Source organism: Arthrobacter sp. AG367 (assembly GCF_007828995.1).
Taxonomy (GTDB): domain Bacteria; phylum Actinomycetota; class Actinomycetes; order Actinomycetales; family Micrococcaceae; genus Arthrobacter.
The window spans coordinates 24,327-41,417 of record NZ_VIVE01000002.1 but is presented as its reverse complement, the minus strand read 5'-3'; the positions used below and the strand labels follow the sequence as shown (position 1 = coordinate 41,417).

14 protein-coding genes are annotated in these 17,091 nt (G+C 65.2%); 4 read left to right on the top strand and 10 right to left on the bottom strand.

Features of this window, described 5'->3' with window-relative positions; all coding sequences use genetic code 11:
• Positions 1-39: 39 nt before the first annotated feature.
• From FB478_RS07290 to FB478_RS07270, 5 genes are read right to left on the bottom strand one after another with little or no spacing between them, the layout of a single operon-like run.
• Positions 40-1,248, bottom strand: a complete 1,209-nt coding sequence (locus FB478_RS07290; protein ID WP_222430057.1) for a CehA/McbA family metallohydrolase — start codon at positions 1,246-1,248, stop codon at positions 40-42.
• 2 nt (positions 1,249-1,250) lie between these two features.
• On the bottom strand, positions 1,251-2,330 hold the full coding sequence (locus FB478_RS07285; RefSeq protein ID WP_144600079.1) for an ABC transporter ATP-binding protein: 1,080 nt from the start codon (positions 2,328-2,330) through the stop codon (positions 1,251-1,253).
• Positions 2,330-3,199 (bottom strand): carbohydrate ABC transporter permease, encoded by an 870-nt coding sequence (locus FB478_RS07280; RefSeq protein ID WP_222430056.1) that lies wholly within the window; start codon positions 3,197-3,199, stop codon positions 2,330-2,332. The genes FB478_RS07285 and FB478_RS07280 overlap by 1 nt, the downstream gene beginning before the upstream one ends.
• Positions 3,196-4,116, bottom strand: a complete 921-nt coding sequence (locus FB478_RS07275) for a carbohydrate ABC transporter permease (protein WP_261377361.1) — start codon at positions 4,114-4,116, stop codon at positions 3,196-3,198. Before FB478_RS07275 ends, FB478_RS07280 begins: the two co-directional genes overlap by 4 nt.
• A gap of 19 nt (positions 4,117-4,135) precedes the next feature.
• Complete coding sequence (locus FB478_RS07270; RefSeq protein WP_144600078.1) at positions 4,136-5,548, bottom strand: ABC transporter substrate-binding protein; 1,413 nt, start codon at positions 5,546-5,548, stop codon at positions 4,136-4,138.
• A 141-nt stretch (positions 5,549-5,689) separates the two neighbouring features.
• Here FB478_RS07270 and FB478_RS07265 point away from each other — a divergent pair, with 141 nt between their 5' ends.
• The gene (locus FB478_RS07265) at positions 5,690-6,916 is read left to right on the top strand and encodes an ROK family transcriptional regulator (protein ID WP_144600077.1); all 1,227 of its coding nucleotides are present in this window, start codon (positions 5,690-5,692) and stop codon (positions 6,914-6,916) included.
• A 78-nt stretch (positions 6,917-6,994) separates the two neighbouring features.
• Here FB478_RS07265 and FB478_RS07260 read toward each other — a convergent pair whose 3' ends face one another.
• From FB478_RS07260 to FB478_RS07240, 5 genes are all read right to left on the bottom strand, one after another.
• Positions 6,995-8,455 (bottom strand): polysaccharide deacetylase family protein, encoded by a 1,461-nt coding sequence (locus tag FB478_RS07260; RefSeq protein ID WP_261377359.1) that lies wholly within the window; start codon positions 8,453-8,455, stop codon positions 6,995-6,997.
• Between the two features lie 116 nt (positions 8,456-8,571).
• Positions 8,572-9,483, bottom strand: a complete 912-nt coding sequence (locus FB478_RS07255; RefSeq protein ID WP_144600076.1) for an intradiol ring-cleavage dioxygenase — start codon at positions 9,481-9,483, stop codon at positions 8,572-8,574.
• Positions 9,484-9,814: 331 nt separating this feature from the next.
• Positions 9,815-10,450, bottom strand: coding sequence for a GntR family transcriptional regulator (locus FB478_RS07250; RefSeq protein ID WP_082581767.1), 636 nt, complete (start codon positions 10,448-10,450; stop codon positions 9,815-9,817).
• A gap of 41 nt (positions 10,451-10,491) precedes the next feature.
• Positions 10,492-11,955 carry an FAD-dependent tricarballylate dehydrogenase TcuA gene (gene tcuA / locus FB478_RS07245; protein WP_144600075.1) on the bottom strand — a complete coding sequence of 488 codons (1,464 nt, stop codon included), beginning with the start codon at positions 11,953-11,955 and terminating at the stop codon, positions 10,492-10,494.
• 118 nt (positions 11,956-12,073) lie between these two features.
• A complete protein-coding gene (locus tag FB478_RS07240) occupies positions 12,074-12,742 on the bottom strand; it encodes a GntR family transcriptional regulator (RefSeq protein WP_223992974.1) in 669 nt (222 codons plus the stop codon).
• 321 nt (positions 12,743-13,063) lie between these two features.
• Between FB478_RS07240 and FB478_RS07235 the strand changes: the two genes are divergently transcribed.
• Genes FB478_RS07235 through FB478_RS07225 form a run of 3 tightly spaced genes read left to right on the top strand, consistent with a single transcriptional unit; the run spans position 13,064 to position 17,074 of the window.
• The gene (locus tag FB478_RS07235) at positions 13,064-14,155 is read left to right on the top strand and encodes a PrpF domain-containing protein (RefSeq protein WP_144600074.1); all 1,092 of its coding nucleotides are present in this window, start codon (positions 13,064-13,066) and stop codon (positions 14,153-14,155) included.
• 40 nt (positions 14,156-14,195) lie between these two features.
• Entirely contained in the window at positions 14,196-15,293 is a 1,098-nt protein-coding gene (locus tag FB478_RS07230; protein ID WP_144600073.1) for an ABC transporter ATP-binding protein, read from the top strand.
• Positions 15,290-17,074 (top strand): iron ABC transporter permease, encoded by a 1,785-nt coding sequence (locus FB478_RS07225; RefSeq protein WP_018772059.1) that lies wholly within the window; start codon positions 15,290-15,292, stop codon positions 17,072-17,074. Before FB478_RS07230 ends, FB478_RS07225 begins: the two co-directional genes overlap by 4 nt.
• The last annotated feature ends 17 nt before the right edge of the window (positions 17,075-17,091 follow it).

The following is a 17,091-nucleotide window of genomic DNA, read 5'->3' as shown; positions in this document are numbered from 1 at the left end:
CCCGCTTCACCAGAAGCGGGGCGTATCTGCGTGGTCAGGCTATGTGGTGAGGGCGAGGATCCGGCGGTCCGACGTTTCGAGCCGGTACGGGCCGGCTCCCTGGGCGTCGATGGTTGCATAGGGATCGCGGATGAGCTGACGGCGGCCTTCAAAGTCCACGAGGATGGTCCCTTCCGCGTCGATGGCGAGCAGTTCGCCGTCAACGCGCAGCAGGAGCGGCGCGTCGATTCCCATACTGAGTGCTGTCGGCCCGGTCTTGAGCGCCGCCAGCAGTCCTTCTTCCGACGGGTCCGCGGACTGCACCCAGGTGGTGGGCAATCCGGTGGGATGGCCGTCCTCCGGCCGGTGGAAGTCTCCGCCACCGAGAGGAATGACCGGCTCGCCCCAGGCGCTCAACCACGCCCAGATGCTGGTGTCGCGCCGGTTGGGCAGCCAGGTTTCATGCATGATTTCGGCGTGGGTAGGCTTCCGGGACAACTGCCATTGCCACGAGCAATCGGTGGCTACCGGGTGGTTAATGGACAGGAATCCGCCGTCGCCTTCAACCTGGTCAAGCCAGGCGTCAGGGTGGTCCCGGAAATCCACCCAGTTGATGCGGCCGTAGGCGTTCGCGTGGCCGCGGACGGTGGTGACTTCCTGTCCGGGCAGAAGCGCGATGCCATACTCATTGCCCACGCCCTGCAGGTGCGGGTGATGGCTGACGGTGTTGTGATCGGTCACGGCCAGGAAGTCCAGCCCGTTCCGTGCAGCCTCTCCCGCCAATTGCCGGAGGGAGAGGCTGCCGTCGGAATGGAGGCTGTGTGCATGGCAGTCCCCGGCAAGCCACCGCATCCCTGCCGCGGCAGGGATGGTTCGACGGCGGCTGGCCGGGACTGTGTTGACCGGCGCGGTGGCAGGCGGCTCGGGTTCCACGGTCCCCGTTGCCGGCGTATTGATGGTCAACTCGACCGTGACACCCTCCGCCGGAATCTGGTGAAGGCCCAGAACCACCTTCCACACTCCGGTTTCAAGCTCCCCCGGGCAGTATCCCGTGGACGCCGCGGTCCTGCCGATGACAAAGCGCGTCTTGGCTCCGCCGGACCAACCCCGCCACCCGTCGGGGCCCATGCAGCCCAGATCAACGACCGCCCGGGACCTGTCGTAGTCCAGGAGTACTTCCAAGGATTCGCAGCGTCCCACCTCGAAAGGAACATCGAAGTACAGGTTCGCTGCCCGGTCATCCGGGGTCAGCGCCCGGCTGATGCGCACCGTCAGTCTCCGATCCGCAGGCCTTCGGCATCGAACAGCAGCGTCCGCCGGGGCTCGAACGTGACCCATACGCGCGTTCCGATTCCGGGCTCATGGTCCTCACTGACCACCACCTGGACGGGTTCCCCGCTGTCCGCCAGTTCCACCGTTATCAGGGCGGAGGCGCCCAGGTTCTCCGAGACGGTGACCGTTCCCTCCAGGCTGCCGGGGGCCGCGCCGGTGGATATCCCCAGGTATTCCGGCCGGGCTCCCCATGTGACGTCCTGACCCTCGGCCACCCTGCCGACGGCATCGGTGGGCAACGGCACATGCTGGCTGCCGATCGTCACCGTGTGGTCCCCGACGGTGCCCTTGAGCAGGTTCATGGACGTTGAGCCGACGAACGAGGCCACAAAGGTGTTCGCCGGACGCTGGAACACCTCCCGGGGCGTTCCGAGCTGCTGCATCTTGCCCGAGCGCATGATCGCGATCCGGTCGGCGAGGGCGAGTGCTTCGGCTTGGTCGTGGGTGACGAACACGGTGGTGACGCCGAGGTCCAGCTGGAGCTTTTTCAGGAAGGTCCGGGCCTCGAGCCGGAGGCGGGCGTCAAGGTTGGACAGGGGCTCGTCGAACAGAAAGACGTCGGGGCGGCTGGTCACTGCCCTGGCCAGGGCGACGCGTTGCTGCTGGCCGCCCGAAAGCTGGCCGGGCCGGCGCTCCAGCAAGCCTTGGAGGGACAGTTTGTCGCCGACTTCTTCGGCCCGTGAGTGCCGTTCGGGCTTGGCGACCTTCTGGATCTTCAGCGGGTAGGCGATGTTGTCGGCAATGGACATGTGCGGAAACAACGCATAGTCCTGGAATACCATGGCGACGCGGCGCTGTCCCGGTTCCATGTTGGTGACTTCCCGGTCGCCGATTTTGATGCTGCCGGACGTGGATTTCTCCAGGCCGGCGATGGTGCGAAGCAGGGTGGTCTTGCCGCAGCCGGAGGGACCCAGCAGGGCGAAGAACTCGCCATCGTGGATGGTGACGTCCATTTCGTCCACGCCGCGGACTCCGCCGGGATACTCCTTGATCAGGGAGCTGGTGGTGATGCTGGCCATTAGCTTTTGATACCTCCATGGAAGCGGAACCCGTAGCGCCGGTTGACGAAGAAGTACATTGCCACGACGGGGATTGAAAAGAGCAGTGAGAAGGCGGAAATCAGGGCGAGGTTCGGCTGGCCGCCTTCAGTGTAGAAGGTGTACATCACCACGGACGCGGGCGACTTGGACGGTGACCGCAGCAGGATGTAGGGAACAAGGAAGTTGCCCCAGACCTGGACGACAGCCCAGACGGCGATGGTGGCGAGCCCGGGCCGGGCCAGCGGAATGACGACGTCCCACAGGATCCGCAACGGCTTGGCCCCGTACAGGCGGGCCGATTCCTCGTAGGACTTGGGGGTTGAGTCCATGAAGTCCTTGAGGATGAAGATCACTGTGGGGAGGATGCCGCCGCTGAGCACGAGGATCACGCCGAACTGGGAATCGATGAGCCCCAGCTTCACCATCAACAGGAACGTGGGCACCATCGCCGCGGTGCCCGTAATGATGGACGAGAGCAGCAGCAGGGTGTACAGCAGCAGGTCACGGCCGGGGATTTTTACCCGTGACAGCGAGTAGGACGCGAGCGATCCGAGGACCAGCACCACCACCATCGAACCGAGGGCCAGGATCAGTGAGTTTCCCAGTGAGGCGATGGCGGTCGGGTTGTCGAACAGGATCTTGAAGTTGTTGAGGGTGAACTCCGGCAGCTTCACGTTCAGGCCCGGGTGGGCGTCAAACGGTGCGAAGACGAGCCACAGGACAGGGATGACGAAGAACGCCAGGACCAGGGCCGTGAAGACGCTCTTGCCCATCAGCCCGAGGAAGTGCCTGAGCATTTGACGGCTCTCACCGTTGGCGGTTCGCTTGGATCCAGTCACGGCGGTCATGATTTCCTCTCCTTTAGCAGGCGCAGGTAAACGGTGGCGATGACCAGGTTGATGATGATCATGATCAGTGAGATCGCCGAGCCCTGCCCGAGTGCTCCGTCGTTCAAGGCCAACCGGTAGATGAAGATCGGCAGGATGTTGGAGCGGTCATCGGGTCCGCCCGCCGTGAGCAGGTAGGGGGTGAAGGTATTGAATGTCCAGAGCGTGATGAGCAGCGTGTTGGTCAGGACGTGTCCACGGATGTGTGGGAACACCACATCGCGGAACTGTGCCCAGGCGCCGGCCCCGACCATGCGCGCGCTCTCCAGCTGGGACGGCGGCACCGAAGCCAGGGCGGAACTGAAGAGGAGCATTGAGAAGGCCGTGCCTACCCAGGTGTTGAACACAATGATGCTCTGCAGCGGGTAATCGAGAAGCCAGGCGGTGTTGCCCGTGGAGAGCATTGCGTTCAGGGTTCCGTCGCTGCGGTCCAGCATTGCGTACCACAGGAAGGTGGTGACCGAACTGGGAATGATCCAGGCCAGCAGCACGAAGAACTCGACGACGGCCCGCACCGATTTCCTGACCCTGGTCATGGTCCAGGCAATGGCGAACCCCAGCGCGGACTGTCCGATGACGGCAGACCCGAACACGAAGATCAGCGTCAGCCCCAGGGAGTTGAAAAACCGGTCGTCGGAGAGCGCACTGATGTAGTTGTCTATGCCGACGAACTGCGGGTTTTTGGCCGCTGAACCGCTGAGGCGGTAGTTCGTCAGGCCCAGGTAGAGCGTCCAGAGGGCGGGGAAGACGAGGAACAGCGAGATCAGGAGCAGGGCCGGGGCCAGGAAGGCCATTGCCCTCGCTTTGCCCAGGCCTGCTACGTCACCGTCGTCTGCGACTCCCCGGGAGGGCCCGGTGCCCGCTGCTGGAGCGGTCACCGGGGCCTCCACAGTTAAGTCACTTGAAGGTTTTGTCGCTACCACCGACGATTCCCTCCAACGCCTTCTGATACGAGCTGCCTGCGTCCGCGGCCGACTTGCCCGAGGCCACCATCCCGCTGGCGTCCTGCAGTGCAGCCGAAACCTGCGTGTAGTCCGCAAGTCCGGGACGGAACGCTGTCACGGGCAGGACCTCGGTGGAAATGAAGTTCAGCAGCGGGTCGGCCTTGAGGATTTCTCCGTTGACATCGTCCCGGGCCGAAATCTGGGGAGTTGACCCGATGCGTGCCTTGATCGCGTCCGCGGACGACATGAACTGCAGCAGTTCCCACGCCTGCTGCGGGTACTTCGTCTTGGGGTTGATGACTTCGCCCGAACCGCCGGACATGCTGACAAAGTCAGCGCCGTTGGGGCCCTTGCCGGACGATTGGGCCGGGATCTTGGCCCATCCCACTACGCTGTCCCGGTTGGCCATGGGGGACACACCCTTTACGGGGTTGATCACCGAGCGCCAGAGGTAGTCACTTTCGATCAGGATGCCCAACTTGTTTTGCGAGAATTCCTGGAAGGACTTGTCCCTGCCCTTGGCATCCTGCTGGAGCAGGGGATCGCCCAGCTGCTCCGAGCCGTAGACCTTCGAGTAGAAGTTGAGCACGTCCTGGACGCCTTGGCTGTTGCCCTGCCACTTGCCGTCCTTGTTGATCGGCTGGCCTGTACCTTGCAGCAACGGGAGGAACCCCTGCATGGTTGCCGCTTCTCCCATGGCCTTGCCCGCGTTGATCTGCAGGGGCGTTACGTCCGGAAGCTTCTTGAGCTTGCGGGCGGCGTCGAGGATGTCGTCCCAGCTCTTGGGCTGCCAGTCAGCGGGCAGGCCCGCCTGGGCGAAAAGGGTCTTGTTGAAATAGATGACTCGGCCGTCCGTGCCGTCCGGAACGCCGTATTGCTTGCCCTCGTAGGTAGTGAGTTGCTGAACCGCGGGCTTGATCTGCTTCCACCCGTCCCACGCCTGGACCTTGTCCTTGCCCACAATGTCCTCAAGGGGACTGATGTACCCGGCGTCTGCGAACTCTCCCAGCCAGATGCCGTCGATGGACGTGACGTCCGCGCCCTGGCCCGTGGAAAGGTCCAGGGAGACTTTGGTTTTGTAGGCCTGGTCATCCACGCCGTTGGGCTGGAAGTTGACCTTGGCTGTGACGCCCTTGGCCTTTTCCGCCTCCTCAAACTTAGGGATGACGTAGTTGGTGATCCAGTCGGCGCCGGCAGCGTTTTTCCCACCCGAGATGGAGTTGGCGGTGATGGTCAGCGTCACCTCCTTGGCGTCCGCGTTCTGGTCGGTGGCCTGGGATGGTGCAGATGAGCTGCCGCAGGCGCTCAGGGCAACGGTGCCCGCGAGCAGACCTGCTGCAGCCGCAAAAAATCTCGTCCTAGTCATATCAGGGGATCCCTTTGGGAGACAGAGCTCCGCCTCTGCGAAGCTACTTGTTGGAGTGTCCGAACTAACAGACAGCCTGTGATACAGGCCACTATAGTCTAGGATTGGGCTTAGTCAAATAAATTGAGTTAGGGAGTTTGGATGCCTCGCGGATCGAATCTGGAGCGTGTCAGCGCCTTCAATCAGGCCGTTGTACTGGACCTCGTGCGCCGCTCGGAATCGGGGATGAGCCGGGTGGAACTCATCGGTGCAACGGGCCTGTCCACGCAGACGGTGTCCAACATCGCGCGGCGGCTGCTGGACCTGGGACTGATCCGGGAGAGCGGAAAAGTGCACGTCCCGCAGGGCAAGCCGCGAACCACGCTGACCATTGATCCGAAGAGCAAATATGCGGTGGGGGCCCACTTGGATCCGTCTATGCTCACGTTCGTGCTGCTGGACCTGGCAGGTGCGGTGGTGCACCGCAAACACCTTCCGGTCGTGGCCGTTGCCGGACCGGAAGAAACCGTGGCACGGATTGCGGCTGCCATTGAAGATCTGATCAGCGAATCGGAAATACCCCGGACGCGTGTTCTGGGCGTAGGCATCGCCGCGCCCGGCCCCATCGAATTCGATCAGGGAGCCGTGGTTGGACCGCCGATGCTTACCGGCTGGGAACGCGTGGAATTGCGGGAATCGCTCGGGAAGGCGACCGGGCTTCCCGTCTTCCTCGACAAGGACTCAGCCGCGGCAGCCCACGCCGAATTATGGGTGCGGGACAAGAGATCAGACCAGAATTTTGCCTTCGTCTACCTCGGCAGCGGCGTCGGCGCCGCCGTGGTGATGAACGGCGAAGTCGTGCGCGGATCTTCGAACAACGTGGGCGAGATCGGACACTTTTCCACCGGTGAGGGAGGCCGGCTGTGCGGTTGCGGACGCAAGGGCTGCCTGGGCATATCCATCATGCCCGTCGAGCTGGTCAACGACGCCGTGGGCAACGGCATCCTCCAAGGCCCCGTCGACCATGCGGATCTGCGCCAAATCACCGACCACTTCCACAAGCTGGCGGCGTTGGCGGATGCCGGAGACCAAAGTGCCTCGTCTCTCCTCCAGGAAGCGGCGGACCGCCTTGCCCGCGCCGTCGAGGATATCGCCAACCTGCTCGACGTCGATGGCATCGTATTCGGCGGCCCGTCCTGGCCCCCGGTGGGAACCCGCTACCTGGAGGTGCTTCACGCCGCCCTTGCCAACCGCCTGGCCATGGGAATGATCCACGAAGTGGAGCTTGTGGGATCGGTTCTGGGCGAGGACATCACGGCCGTGGGAGCCGCCTGCATCGTCCTTGACCATGTGCTGGCACCCCGGTCCGGAGGCCTGCTGCTGGAATGACCCCGTCAGGTCGGGCAGCGCCCCTTCGCCCGCCGTCATGGCATCCTGCTCAACGCGGCCGGAAGGCCGGTAGACCGCCTACGGTCGCGCAGGCCGGGACCGGTAAACGTGCCCGGGCAGCAGCGGAATCCCCTCGAAGAGCTGGGGGACGGACACCAGCTTGTAACCCTGCCCCTGCAAGCCCGCAGTCAGTTCCTGCTGCCCGGATATTGTCGACGGCTGGACGTCATGCATGAGCACCATCGCGCCGGGCGTGATCTCCTTCAGCACCTTGGGCACGAAGGCTGCCGGATTCTTGCTCTGCCAGTCCAGCGAGTCCACGGCCCAGATCATCAATGGTTTGCCCACTGCCGCCTGGACCGCTGCATCGGCCGCGCCGTACGGCGGACGCATCATGGTGGGAGTGGAACCCGTGGCGGACAGGATCGCGGCATCCGTCCGGTCCATCTCTTTCCTGATCGCGGGCGGGGACAGCCTGGTCAGGTAGGGGTGGCTGAAGGTGTGGTTGCCGATTGCGTACCCGGCCTCGGCAACCTGCCTGGCGGTGGCCGGGTTGGCGGTGGTGTTGGACCCGGTCATGAAGAACGTGGCCTGCGCGTCACTGGCCTTCAGGATGTCCAGCAACTGGGGCGTGGTGCGGGGGTCGGGCCCGTCGTCGTAGGTCAGTGCAGCGCACGGGACAATATCGCAGTTCACGTGCCTGAGCGCCGGGCCGCTGGCCGGGCGCGGTGCTGCGGCGGCGTTCAGCTGCCGCAGCACCTGGCGGCCGTAATCGCTGAGGGCGGCCGCCGTGTCCGCGGCATTCATTGTGGCCGTCACCTCCCGGCCGGGCATGTCGGGCTGCCCTGCGGAGACGGTCAGTTCGCCTTCCGGACTGAGGACAAGGTCGGCCGGGATACCCTGCGGGGCGCGGGCCGCGATGTCGGCAGGGATGCCCGTCGCGTGTGCCTGGATGGCGGGGATGGCCTCAGGCCTCAGCAGGTCGGTGCCGTTGCGGACCGCACCGGAGGCCGCGTCGACGTAAACGGTGGCGGACGCCATCGCACTGACTCCGTCCGGCCCGGTGACTGTAGATTTCTCGCGGACCACGAGCACACTACCCTTGGCCTGGACAGGTTTGGCCGAGATGACCATTTCCCGGCCCTGGCGCTGGCTGGCATTCAGTGCCATCGCGGGCCGGTAGCGGCCACCCGCCGGAGCCACGGCATCCAGGAGTCCCAGCAGCCACGAGTCAATCTGGGCGTTGAAGGCGGGCAGCCCGTCAACGTAGGTCCAGGACGCGTGGACGTGGTGGTTTCCCACCTGGGCCGTCAAGGCCATCGGGTAGCCACCCGGGACAGCGGCCGGCTGATCCAGCACGTCCGACAATGGCGGTGGCATCGGCACCACCCGCGGCTGGCTGGAAACCCGGTCATGGGGCTGCAGCAGGGAAGGGGCCACCGCACTGCCAGCACCGCTGGCCAACACCGCCGCTGCGCAGAGCGAGGCAACGAACAAACGCAGGCAGGCAACAGCCACGCTCCCGCGGGTGCGCCCCATACCCAGCCCCATCGATCCGCACGCTCCTCAGGTGTTGACCTCTCGATTGTCCCTTACTACCAGGCCCACATGACGAAACCGGAGGCAGTTGCCTGGAACCGGGGAGCTGCGGCAGCCTAGATTGTCACGTTGAGTCCCGCCGTATAGCCGGCAGCGGCGGAACCGGTCATCGTTGCCAGCTGGTAGATGCCGCCGTCGTTCCCGAACACGTTGTCCGACTTGAGCGTTGTGCGGGTCATGTTCGCGACGCTGCGCCCGTACCCGGGGGTGGCGTACACGTCGTCGCAGGCCGCCTGCGGCAGCGCGATCTGGGAGACGGCCAATACCTGCCCGGCAGCCGTTGCGTTGTTCATCGACTCGAACACCTCGAAATGGATGTGCGGCCAGCGCCCGGAGTAGGCGGCCGGGAAGATCGACGTGAAGGTGACCTGCCCGTTGGCATCGGCTTCCTGCACACCGCGCAGGTAGTTTTCGTTCTTCAGGCTCGAGTCGTACATCGAGTATTTTCCGTCCCGGTCGCAGTGCCAGGCGTACACCGCGGCACCGGCCATCGGGGTGCAGCCCTTGGCGTTGTCCAGGAGGGTCAGGATGAAGGTCAGCGGAACGCCCTCCGCCTTTGCGGAGGCAGTCCCGAAGCTCGACGTGATGTCCTTCCGCACCACCCCGGATGCCTCCAGGACATTCGGCCCGTTGGAGCCATCCCCCGGATAGGGGCCTGCGGTCTCCTGCGGGATTTCCACGCCGCACTCGGCGATGGCCCGGGTCAGCGTCGGAGTGACGGCGGAGTCAGTGGTCGTGGCAGACGCGGAGGATGTGGCGGCCGCCGCCGTGCTTGATGCCGGGGAGACAGAGCCAGAGGTTCCGGCCGGCGTGCAGGCGGCGAGCGCGGCCACAGCACCGCCTGCGCCCAGGAACAGTCCCAGGGACCTGCGGCTTACCAGGGTGTTCAAGTCGAACTCCAGCCCCCGGTCGTGGTCGGGGTGCGGCTGGTCAAGGTCGGGCTGGCGGGGTGTGCGTGAAGTGGTCATAATGCAAGGAAACCGCACGGGGCTATGTCGTTGGCCGGTTGCTGCTGTGCCGTTCCTGTGCGTCCGGACGCGCGCTTCCCCGCAGGAAACCAGCCCCGCAGATAGTACGACGGCGGCACTCGCCCGCCGCCGTCGTCGTCGTCCGTTCCAGCGAAGCCGGCCCGGCGCACAAGGCGCCGGAAAAGCGAGGCGGGGCAGGCCCATTGGAGCCTGCCCCGCCTCTTTGCACCGGCTGATGCCCTGCGCCCGACTTTCGGGTTTCCTGTTGCGATGGAGTATGCAGGAACATCTGCCGGCGCGTCTGGTGCGGACGCCCGCGGTCGCCGGCGGCCTAGAGCGTCCTGGGATCGTCGGCGTACATCTTCAGCCTGATGTTCAAGGCGTCGGACATGTGGCGGGCGGCGATCTCACCCGCACGTTCGGAGTCGCCGTCCCCGATGGCGGCCAGCAGCTCGGCGTAGTCCGCCAGCACCACCGGCCACCGCCCCGGGTAGGTCAGGGTGGTGAGGGTGTACCGGCGCACCTGCTGGTCAAGGCGTTCCAGCAGTCCGATCAGCGACGGGCTGTGGGTGGCGTGCCACAGCTGGGCATGGAAGGCGCGGTTGGTTTCCGCGAGCGCCCGGCCATCATTGGGATCCAGCTGCTGCATCTGCGCCAGCAGCCCCGTGAGCAGCTGGCGGTCCAGGGCGGTTGCCTTGACGGCAGCCTTGGCCGCGGCGGCCTGCTCCAGGATGATCCTCGACTCGTAGATGTCGATGATCTCCTCGGCTGAATGCGTACGGACCACCACCGCCTTGCCGCGCCGTTCCACCAGCCCGTCCTGTTCCAGCCGCTGCAGCGCCTCCCGCACCGGTGTCCGGGATGCCCCGTACCGCTCGGTGAGCTTCGCCTCCGTGAGCGGCTCGTCAGGCGCAAAGACACTCGCGAGAACATCCTCGCGAAGCCGCTGGTGGATGGGACTGGCCACTTTTTCCTCTTTTCCGTTGCTGGTGGGGGCTGCTGGGTTGCCTAGGCGATGGAGCCGGCACGGCGGCCGAAGACGGCGCCCGCCGCAAGCCCGGAGCCGCCGGGGTAGTTTCCGCTGAACAAACCACCCAATGCTTCGCCGCAGGCATACAGCCCTTCGAGCGGCTCCGCGTCTTCGGTGAGCACGCGGCCCCAGGTGTCCGTCTTGAGGCCACCGAAGGTGAAGGTGATGCCGCAGGTCACCGGGAAAGCGTAGAACGGGCCGGTGGCGATGCTGCGGGCCCAGTTGCTCTTCGGCGGCTGGGTGTCGGCCCGGCGTCCGTCCTTGACGTTGGGGTCGAAGGGCGAGCTGCCGGTGATCGAAGCATTGAAGTTGTGCACCGTCTCCTCCAAACCCTCGGGGCTGATACCGGCCTTTTGGGCCAGCTCGGCGAGGGTTGGAGCGGTGACCACCGAGACGCCCGGCATGTCGTACTCCTCGGCGCGCAGCATGGGGCGGGAAGAAGCGTCAAAGATCTGGAAGGCGGCCGAGCCCGGCTGGGCAAGGATGTCCCGGCCGTACTTCGCGTAGGTGTAGTTGCGGTAGTCGGCGCCCTCGTCCACGAACCGCTTCCCGTCGCTGTTCACCACGATGCCCAGCGGGTACCCGCCGCGGGTGAGCTGGTTGGTGAGCGCCAGGTTGCTCTCGTTCTCCGGGTGCCAGGCGTCCCAGGCCACGCTGTGGCACGTGGACCAGTCGCCGCCCCTGGCCGCCCCGGCGTCCAGCGCAGCGAGGATCATCTCCCCAGTGTTGCCCGGCGTGCCGCGCACCTTCGCGTTCTGCCAGCCCTCCCCCAGGTGCCGGCGGCGCAGTTCAGGCGAGGCTTCGAACCCTCCCGAGGCGAGGATGACCGACTCGGCCCGGAGCTCACCTTCTTCGGATGAGCTGCGGTACCGGACCCCGCACACGCGGCCGTCCTCCTGGACCAGTCCGGTGGCTGCGCAATCAAAGATAACCTCCACGCCCATGCGCTCTGCGGCGGCGCGGTGGTCGGCCATGAGTCCCTTGCCGCCGCCCACGTTGCCCACGTGCAGTCCGCCCCAGAACAGATACCCGCCGTCCTGGGTCCGGTACGCCTGGCGTTCGTACATCAGGCGGTATTTGAGTCCCATGCCCTGAAGCCAGCGCAAGGTCGGATTGCTTTCGTTGACCAGGACTGCGGACAGTTCGGGGTCGTTGCGCCCTTCAGAGACCTTGGACAGATCGGCAAGGTATTCGGCAGCGGTGTACGCGGGGACTTCGCTGGCGGCGTGCCGCTCATCCGGTTCCACGAATTCGATGAGCTCCCGGAGCCCGTCGTGGGAGATGCGCGTGGCACCGGCGGTGTAGAAGCTGTTGCCGCCCGAGGCGGCTTCCCGCGCCTTTTCCAGCAGGACAACTTTGCGTCCACGCTCGGCGGCTGCAAGTGCTGCCGCAAATCCGGCGTTGCCGCCGCCCACTACCAAAACGTCGCTCTTGATCATCATCAATCTCCTCAGCTCCATCGCTGTACACGATTGTATACATAAGTATGCCGTCGCATGCAATGGGGTGGCGGCACATGCTTGGGGCATGACAGGAGAGGGTGAGTGCCGGAGGTGGTGGCTACCCCAGGCGCGGGTGGCTGATTTCCTGGGCGTCGATGTACATCTGGATGCGGATGTTCTTTGCTTCGTCCATGTGGGCGCTGGCGATGCGGCCGGCTTCCTCCGCGTTCCGTGCGCGGATGGCAACCAGCAGCTCCTCGTGCTCCTTCAGCACGCGGTCCCAGCGCTCCTTGGTGGAGAGCGTGGTGCCGGGGTAGCGGATGAAGTGGACCAGGATCCGGTCGAGCAGGTCAAGGAGGGCGGCGCTGTGGCTGGCGGCCCAGATGCGCTCATGGAAGGTGCGGTTGGCGGCGGCCAGTTCAGCCGGAGTGGCAGCATCGAAATCAAGGGTGACCATGGCCTGGTGCGCGCGGTCGATCAGCATCAGGTCCATGTCCGTGTGCCGGAGAGCCGCAGTTTTCGCGGCCGCCTCCTCCAGGAAGGTCCGCACCTCATAGAGGTCCAGCATCTCCTCCGGGCGGTACTCCCGCACCTGCATGCGTGAACCGTAGCGCTCTACGAGCCCCTCGGTTTCGAGGCGCCGCAAGGCTTCCCTGATGGGCGTCCGGGAGACGTTGTACTTCTTGGCGAGGGCGCTTTCAACGAGCTGGGCACGGGGAGGCAGCTCCTGCGAGATGATGGCGTTCCTGATCATCAGGTAGGGGCTTGTCTCTGGTTGCGACGCCACGGGCGGCCTCCGGTCTTCATGCAAACAAGCGGCAGGACGCGCCGGCGCCATACCTTTAGCCGCAATTCTAGCGCACTGCATACCGTTCCGGCGGACTGTGAACACCGTGGCGATATTTCGCACACTCTCCCCAAAAGCACCAGGCACCCACACTCCCCTTTCGGTATTCATCTTTTGGAGACTGTTGCTTAAGTCATATGAACGGTATACCGTTTGTGACCAACGCCATACAGCAGGGTAATTACCGGATTCTGGTTTGCTCAGCTTTGAACATTCATTCGGCGGCTGCACACGGTAGCCCGGGGTTTTTCAGGAGAACCAATGACGCTTCTATTCAGGGAAGAGCCGCACGCCGGCACCCTCCCGGTCACCCCGGTGCCGGCCACCCTCGTCCGTGGCGGCACCAGCAAGTGCTGGATATTCCGGGACGAGGACCTTCCGGCTGACGCCCTGGAGACGGACCGTCTCCTCATCCGCACCTTCGGTTCGCCGGATCTCCGCCAGATCGACGGAGTAGGCGGCGCCTCGTCGACCACCAGCAAGGCGATCACCGTGGCCGGCACCGACCGGGACGGAACGGTCCGCTACCGGTTCGCCCAGGTGGCCATCGACAAGCCGGCAGTCGAGTGGGCCAGCAACTGCGGCAACTGCGCAACAGCGCTGGGCCTCTACGCGCTCCATGCCGGGCTGGTCGCTCCCACCGGGGAAGTCACCCGGGTCCCCATCCTGAACACCGTGACCGGGCTGCGCCTCGTTTGCGAGATCCCCACACCGGGGGCGCAGGTACCGGCCTACGGCGGGCGGCGCCTCGACGGCCAGCACTACCCCGGCGTCCCCATCGACGTCATCTTCCAGAAGTCCTCCTGGTCCAGCTACGGTGCACAGTTCCCCACAGGCAACGCCACGGATGACATCGAGGTCGACGGGAAGCGGTACCAGGCGACACTGATCGACGCGGGCGCCCCGGCTGCACTCTTTGCCGCACAGGACCTGGGGCTGGACGCAACCGCCAGCGAGGAAGCCTTGGAGGCACTGGTCCGGATCGCTCCGCAGTTGCGCGCTGCGGCCGCCCGCAGGATGGGGCTGCCGCAGAACCTCAGCTCCATTCCGAAGGTTGGCGTCGTGGGGCCTCCGCCCGCAGGCGCAACCGGCGTTTCGGCCCGGATGATCTCGATGAGCGCGCTGCACCCCGCCATCGGCCTCACCAGCGCGGTCGCCGTCGCGGCTGCTTTGGGGACCGCAGGCAGCGTGGTGCAGCGCAACGTGGTTCCGGCGGCGGAGGCCGGACTCTTTATCCACTTACTGAAAGGCACGACGGCGCTGGCATTGGATGCAGCCGATCCCGCTGAAGTCTCCTTTCAACGCTCGGCCCGCGTCATCAGCGAAAGCACCATCCTGGTGCCAAGTGACTGAAGAAACCCCTACAGGAAAAACCCAGCCCAAGGAATCAGCCATGAAAATCAGCATTCAAAACCTGCAGCTGAAGTACGGAAGCTTCACTGCCATCGAAAACCTCAACCTCGACATTGAAGACGGCGAGGCACTGGTCCTCCTGGGCCAGTCGGGCTGCGGCAAGACCAGCACGATGCGCTGCATCGCCGGCCTGGAGGAGCCCACCTCGGGGCGGATCATCATCGACGACATTGTGGTCTTCGACTCCGAAAAGGGCATCAACCTGCCCCCGAACAAGCGCAACGTCGGCATGGTCTTCCAGTCCTACGCGGTATGGCCGCACATGACGGTTGCCCAGAACGTTGCCTATTCGCTCAAGCAGAAGAAACTCTCCAAGAGCGAAATCGATGAGCGCGTCATGGAGGCGCTCACGCTGGTCGGCCTGGAGCCCTACGCCGACCGAGGCGCCAGCCTGCTCAGCGGTGGCCAGATGCAGCGCGTGGCCCTGGCGCGCAGCCTGGTCATGCGGCCCAGCGTGCTCATGCTCGACGAACCGCTCTCCAACCTTGATGCCCGCCTGCGTGACCGGCTCCGGGTTGAACTGCGTGAGATCCAGCTCCAGTTGGGGCTCACCTGCGTGTACGTCACCCACGACCAGCACGAAGCCTTCGCCCTGGCAGACCGCATCGCCCTGCTCCAGGGCGGCCGGATTGTGCAGATGGGCGCCCCGCAGCACATGTACGAGGCACCCGCCAGCGCCTCGATCGCCCACTTCCTGGGTGTTTCCAACATCATGGACTGCACCCCGGAGGGCACGGCCACCGGCGCCACCACGGCACGCATCGCCAACAGTGAGCTCACCATCCAGTCGGCGCAGCAGGCCAGTGATGCGGGCGCATCCCCCAAGGTCTGCATCCGGGCCGAGGACCTGCAGATCACTGCCATGCCCACCGAACACCCCAACTCGTGGCCGGGGACGGTACGCGTGGCGGGCTTCCAGGGGAACGACATCCGGTACGCGATCCAGCTGGAATCCGGGCCCGAACTGGACGCACTGGGCGGGCTGAGGCGCGGCGAACAGCACAAGGTGGGGGACCGCGTGTGGGTCACCGTCAACCCCCGCGAAGTCCAGATCCTGCCGGCTGAGGTGCTCGCATGAGCCTCAAGACCACCGAGGCGGCCAGCCGCGTCGAGGCCCGCCTGGCACCGAAGCCCGAACCCCGGAACTACCGCTCTGCCCGGACCCTTGCCGGCCTCCGGAAGAACACGCCGGGCCTGATCGTCCTGGTCATCCTCGGCGTCCTCATCGTCCTCCCCCTTGCCCTGGTCCTGCTCGCCGCGTTCTCGGACAGCGTTCCCCGGCCGGGCAGCATCTCCCTGGGCGGCCTGACGCTGTCCAACCTGGCGCTGCTGGCCACCCCGGAAGCACTCGGGGCCCTGGTCAACTCGCTCATGGTCGGCGCAGGCTCGGCACTTATCGCCCTGCTGATCGGCGCATTCCTGGCCTTCGTGTGCGCCCGCTCCGATGCGCCGTGGCGGAAGTTCATCTTCTTTATCGGCATGGCGCCGATGTTCATCCCCGCCCTGGTGGGCGCCCTGGCCTGGTCCCTGCTCTGCTCGCCCAGCGCCGGCTACATCAACATCTTCCTCCGCGACCTGGGCATTGACGCCGCCATCAACATCTACAGCCTCCCGGGCCTGGTGTTCGTGCTGGGAATCTTCTACGCCCCGTACGCCTTCCTGCTGCTGCACAGCTCGCTGTCGATGATGAACGCCGACCTCGAGGAGGCAGCCACCGTCCACGGGGCTCCGCTGCGCACCATGCTGCGGACCGTCACCCTGCCCCTGGCCCTGCCGGCCATCCTGGGCTCCGCCGTCCTGGTCTTCGCGCTGACGATGGAAAACTTCCCCGTGGCCCAGGTCATCGGCAACCCCGCCGGCGTGGACACGCTGCCCACCTATATCTACCGCCTCATGAGTGCCACTCCGGCCAAGAGCAACCAGGCTGCCAGCGTCGCCGTGATCCTGACCGTTGCGCTGATGGCCGTGACCCTCATCCAGCAGCGCATCATCAACAAGCGCAAATTCACCACCATGACCGGCAAGGGCAACCGTCCCCGGCAGGTGCCGCTGCGCAAGATGCGCTGGCCCTTCACCATCCTGGCCCTGGCCTACTTCGCGGTGTCCGTCGTCCTGCCCATGCTCGCACTGCTCGCCGCGTCCATGCAGGCCACCCCCTTCGTGTCCTCGATGTCGCAGCTGCTGGAGGCCAATTCCCTCAGCTTCGCCAAGCTGATCGAAGTCCTCGGATCCAACGATTTCCAGCTCGCCCTCAAGAACAGTGTCCTGGTGGCCCTGATCGCGGCATTCGCCGGCACCACCCTCAGCTTCATCGCCTCCTACATCCGCTACCGCACCAAGTCCAAGGTGGGACGGCTGATCGAACTGGTCGCCATGACCCCCCTTGCCGTCCCCGCCATCGTGATGGGCATCGGTCTGCTCTGGACCTGGCTGCTGCTGCCCCTGCCCATCTACGGCACCCTGGCGATCCTCGCCGTCGCCTGCGTTGCAGTGTTCATGCCCCAGGGCTACCGCGGCGTCTCCGCATCGATGCTCCAGATGGACCAGGATCTCGAGGACAGCGCGGTCATGCTCGGCGCCGGACGGACCCGGTCCGTCCTGGACGTCACCCTGCCCCTGATGCGCGTCGGCATCATGTCCTCGTTCCTGCTGTTCCTCATGCTGTCCATGCGTGAGCTCAGCGCCTCCATCTTCCTCTTCACCTCGAACACCCGGATCCTGTCCATCCTCGTGTTCGACAACTTCGACAACGGCCAGAGCCAGGCAGCTGCCGCCGTCAGCGTCCTGTACTGCCTCGTCATCGGAATCCTCGCCGTCATCGCCCAAAAAGTCGGCGGCGAACGCAAGACCAAGAACTGACCTCACCCACCTTTGAA

Excerpts from the sequence above, each read along its gene's own strand:
- FB478_RS07225 (WP_018772059.1), top strand. The coding sequence starts at position 15,290 with ATGAGCCTCAAGACCACCGAGGCGGCCAGCCGCGTCGAGGCCCGCCTG.
- FB478_RS07260 (WP_261377359.1), bottom strand. The coding sequence starts at position 8,455 with ATGGGGCGCACCCGCGGGAGCGTGGCTGTTGCCTGCCTGCGTTTGTTC.
- FB478_RS07270 (WP_144600078.1), bottom strand. The coding sequence starts at position 5,548 with ATGACTAGGACGAGATTTTTTGCGGCTGCAGCAGGTCTGCTCGCGGGC.
- FB478_RS07230 (WP_144600073.1), top strand. The coding sequence starts at position 14,196 with ATGAAAATCAGCATTCAAAACCTGCAGCTGAAGTACGGAAGCTTCACT.
- FB478_RS07280 (WP_222430056.1), bottom strand. The coding sequence starts at position 3,199 with ATGACCGCCGTGACTGGATCCAAGCGAACCGCCAACGGTGAGAGCCGT.
- tcuA (WP_144600075.1), bottom strand. The coding sequence starts at position 11,955 with ATGATGATCAAGAGCGACGTTTTGGTAGTGGGCGGCGGCAACGCCGGA.
- FB478_RS07265 (WP_144600077.1), top strand. The coding sequence starts at position 5,690 with ATGCCTCGCGGATCGAATCTGGAGCGTGTCAGCGCCTTCAATCAGGCC.
- FB478_RS07255 (WP_144600076.1), bottom strand. The coding sequence starts at position 9,483 with ATGACCACTTCACGCACACCCCGCCAGCCCGACCTTGACCAGCCGCAC.
- FB478_RS07285 (WP_144600079.1), bottom strand. The coding sequence starts at position 2,330 with ATGGCCAGCATCACCACCAGCTCCCTGATCAAGGAGTATCCCGGCGGA.
- FB478_RS07235 (WP_144600074.1), top strand. The coding sequence starts at position 13,064 with ATGACGCTTCTATTCAGGGAAGAGCCGCACGCCGGCACCCTCCCGGTC.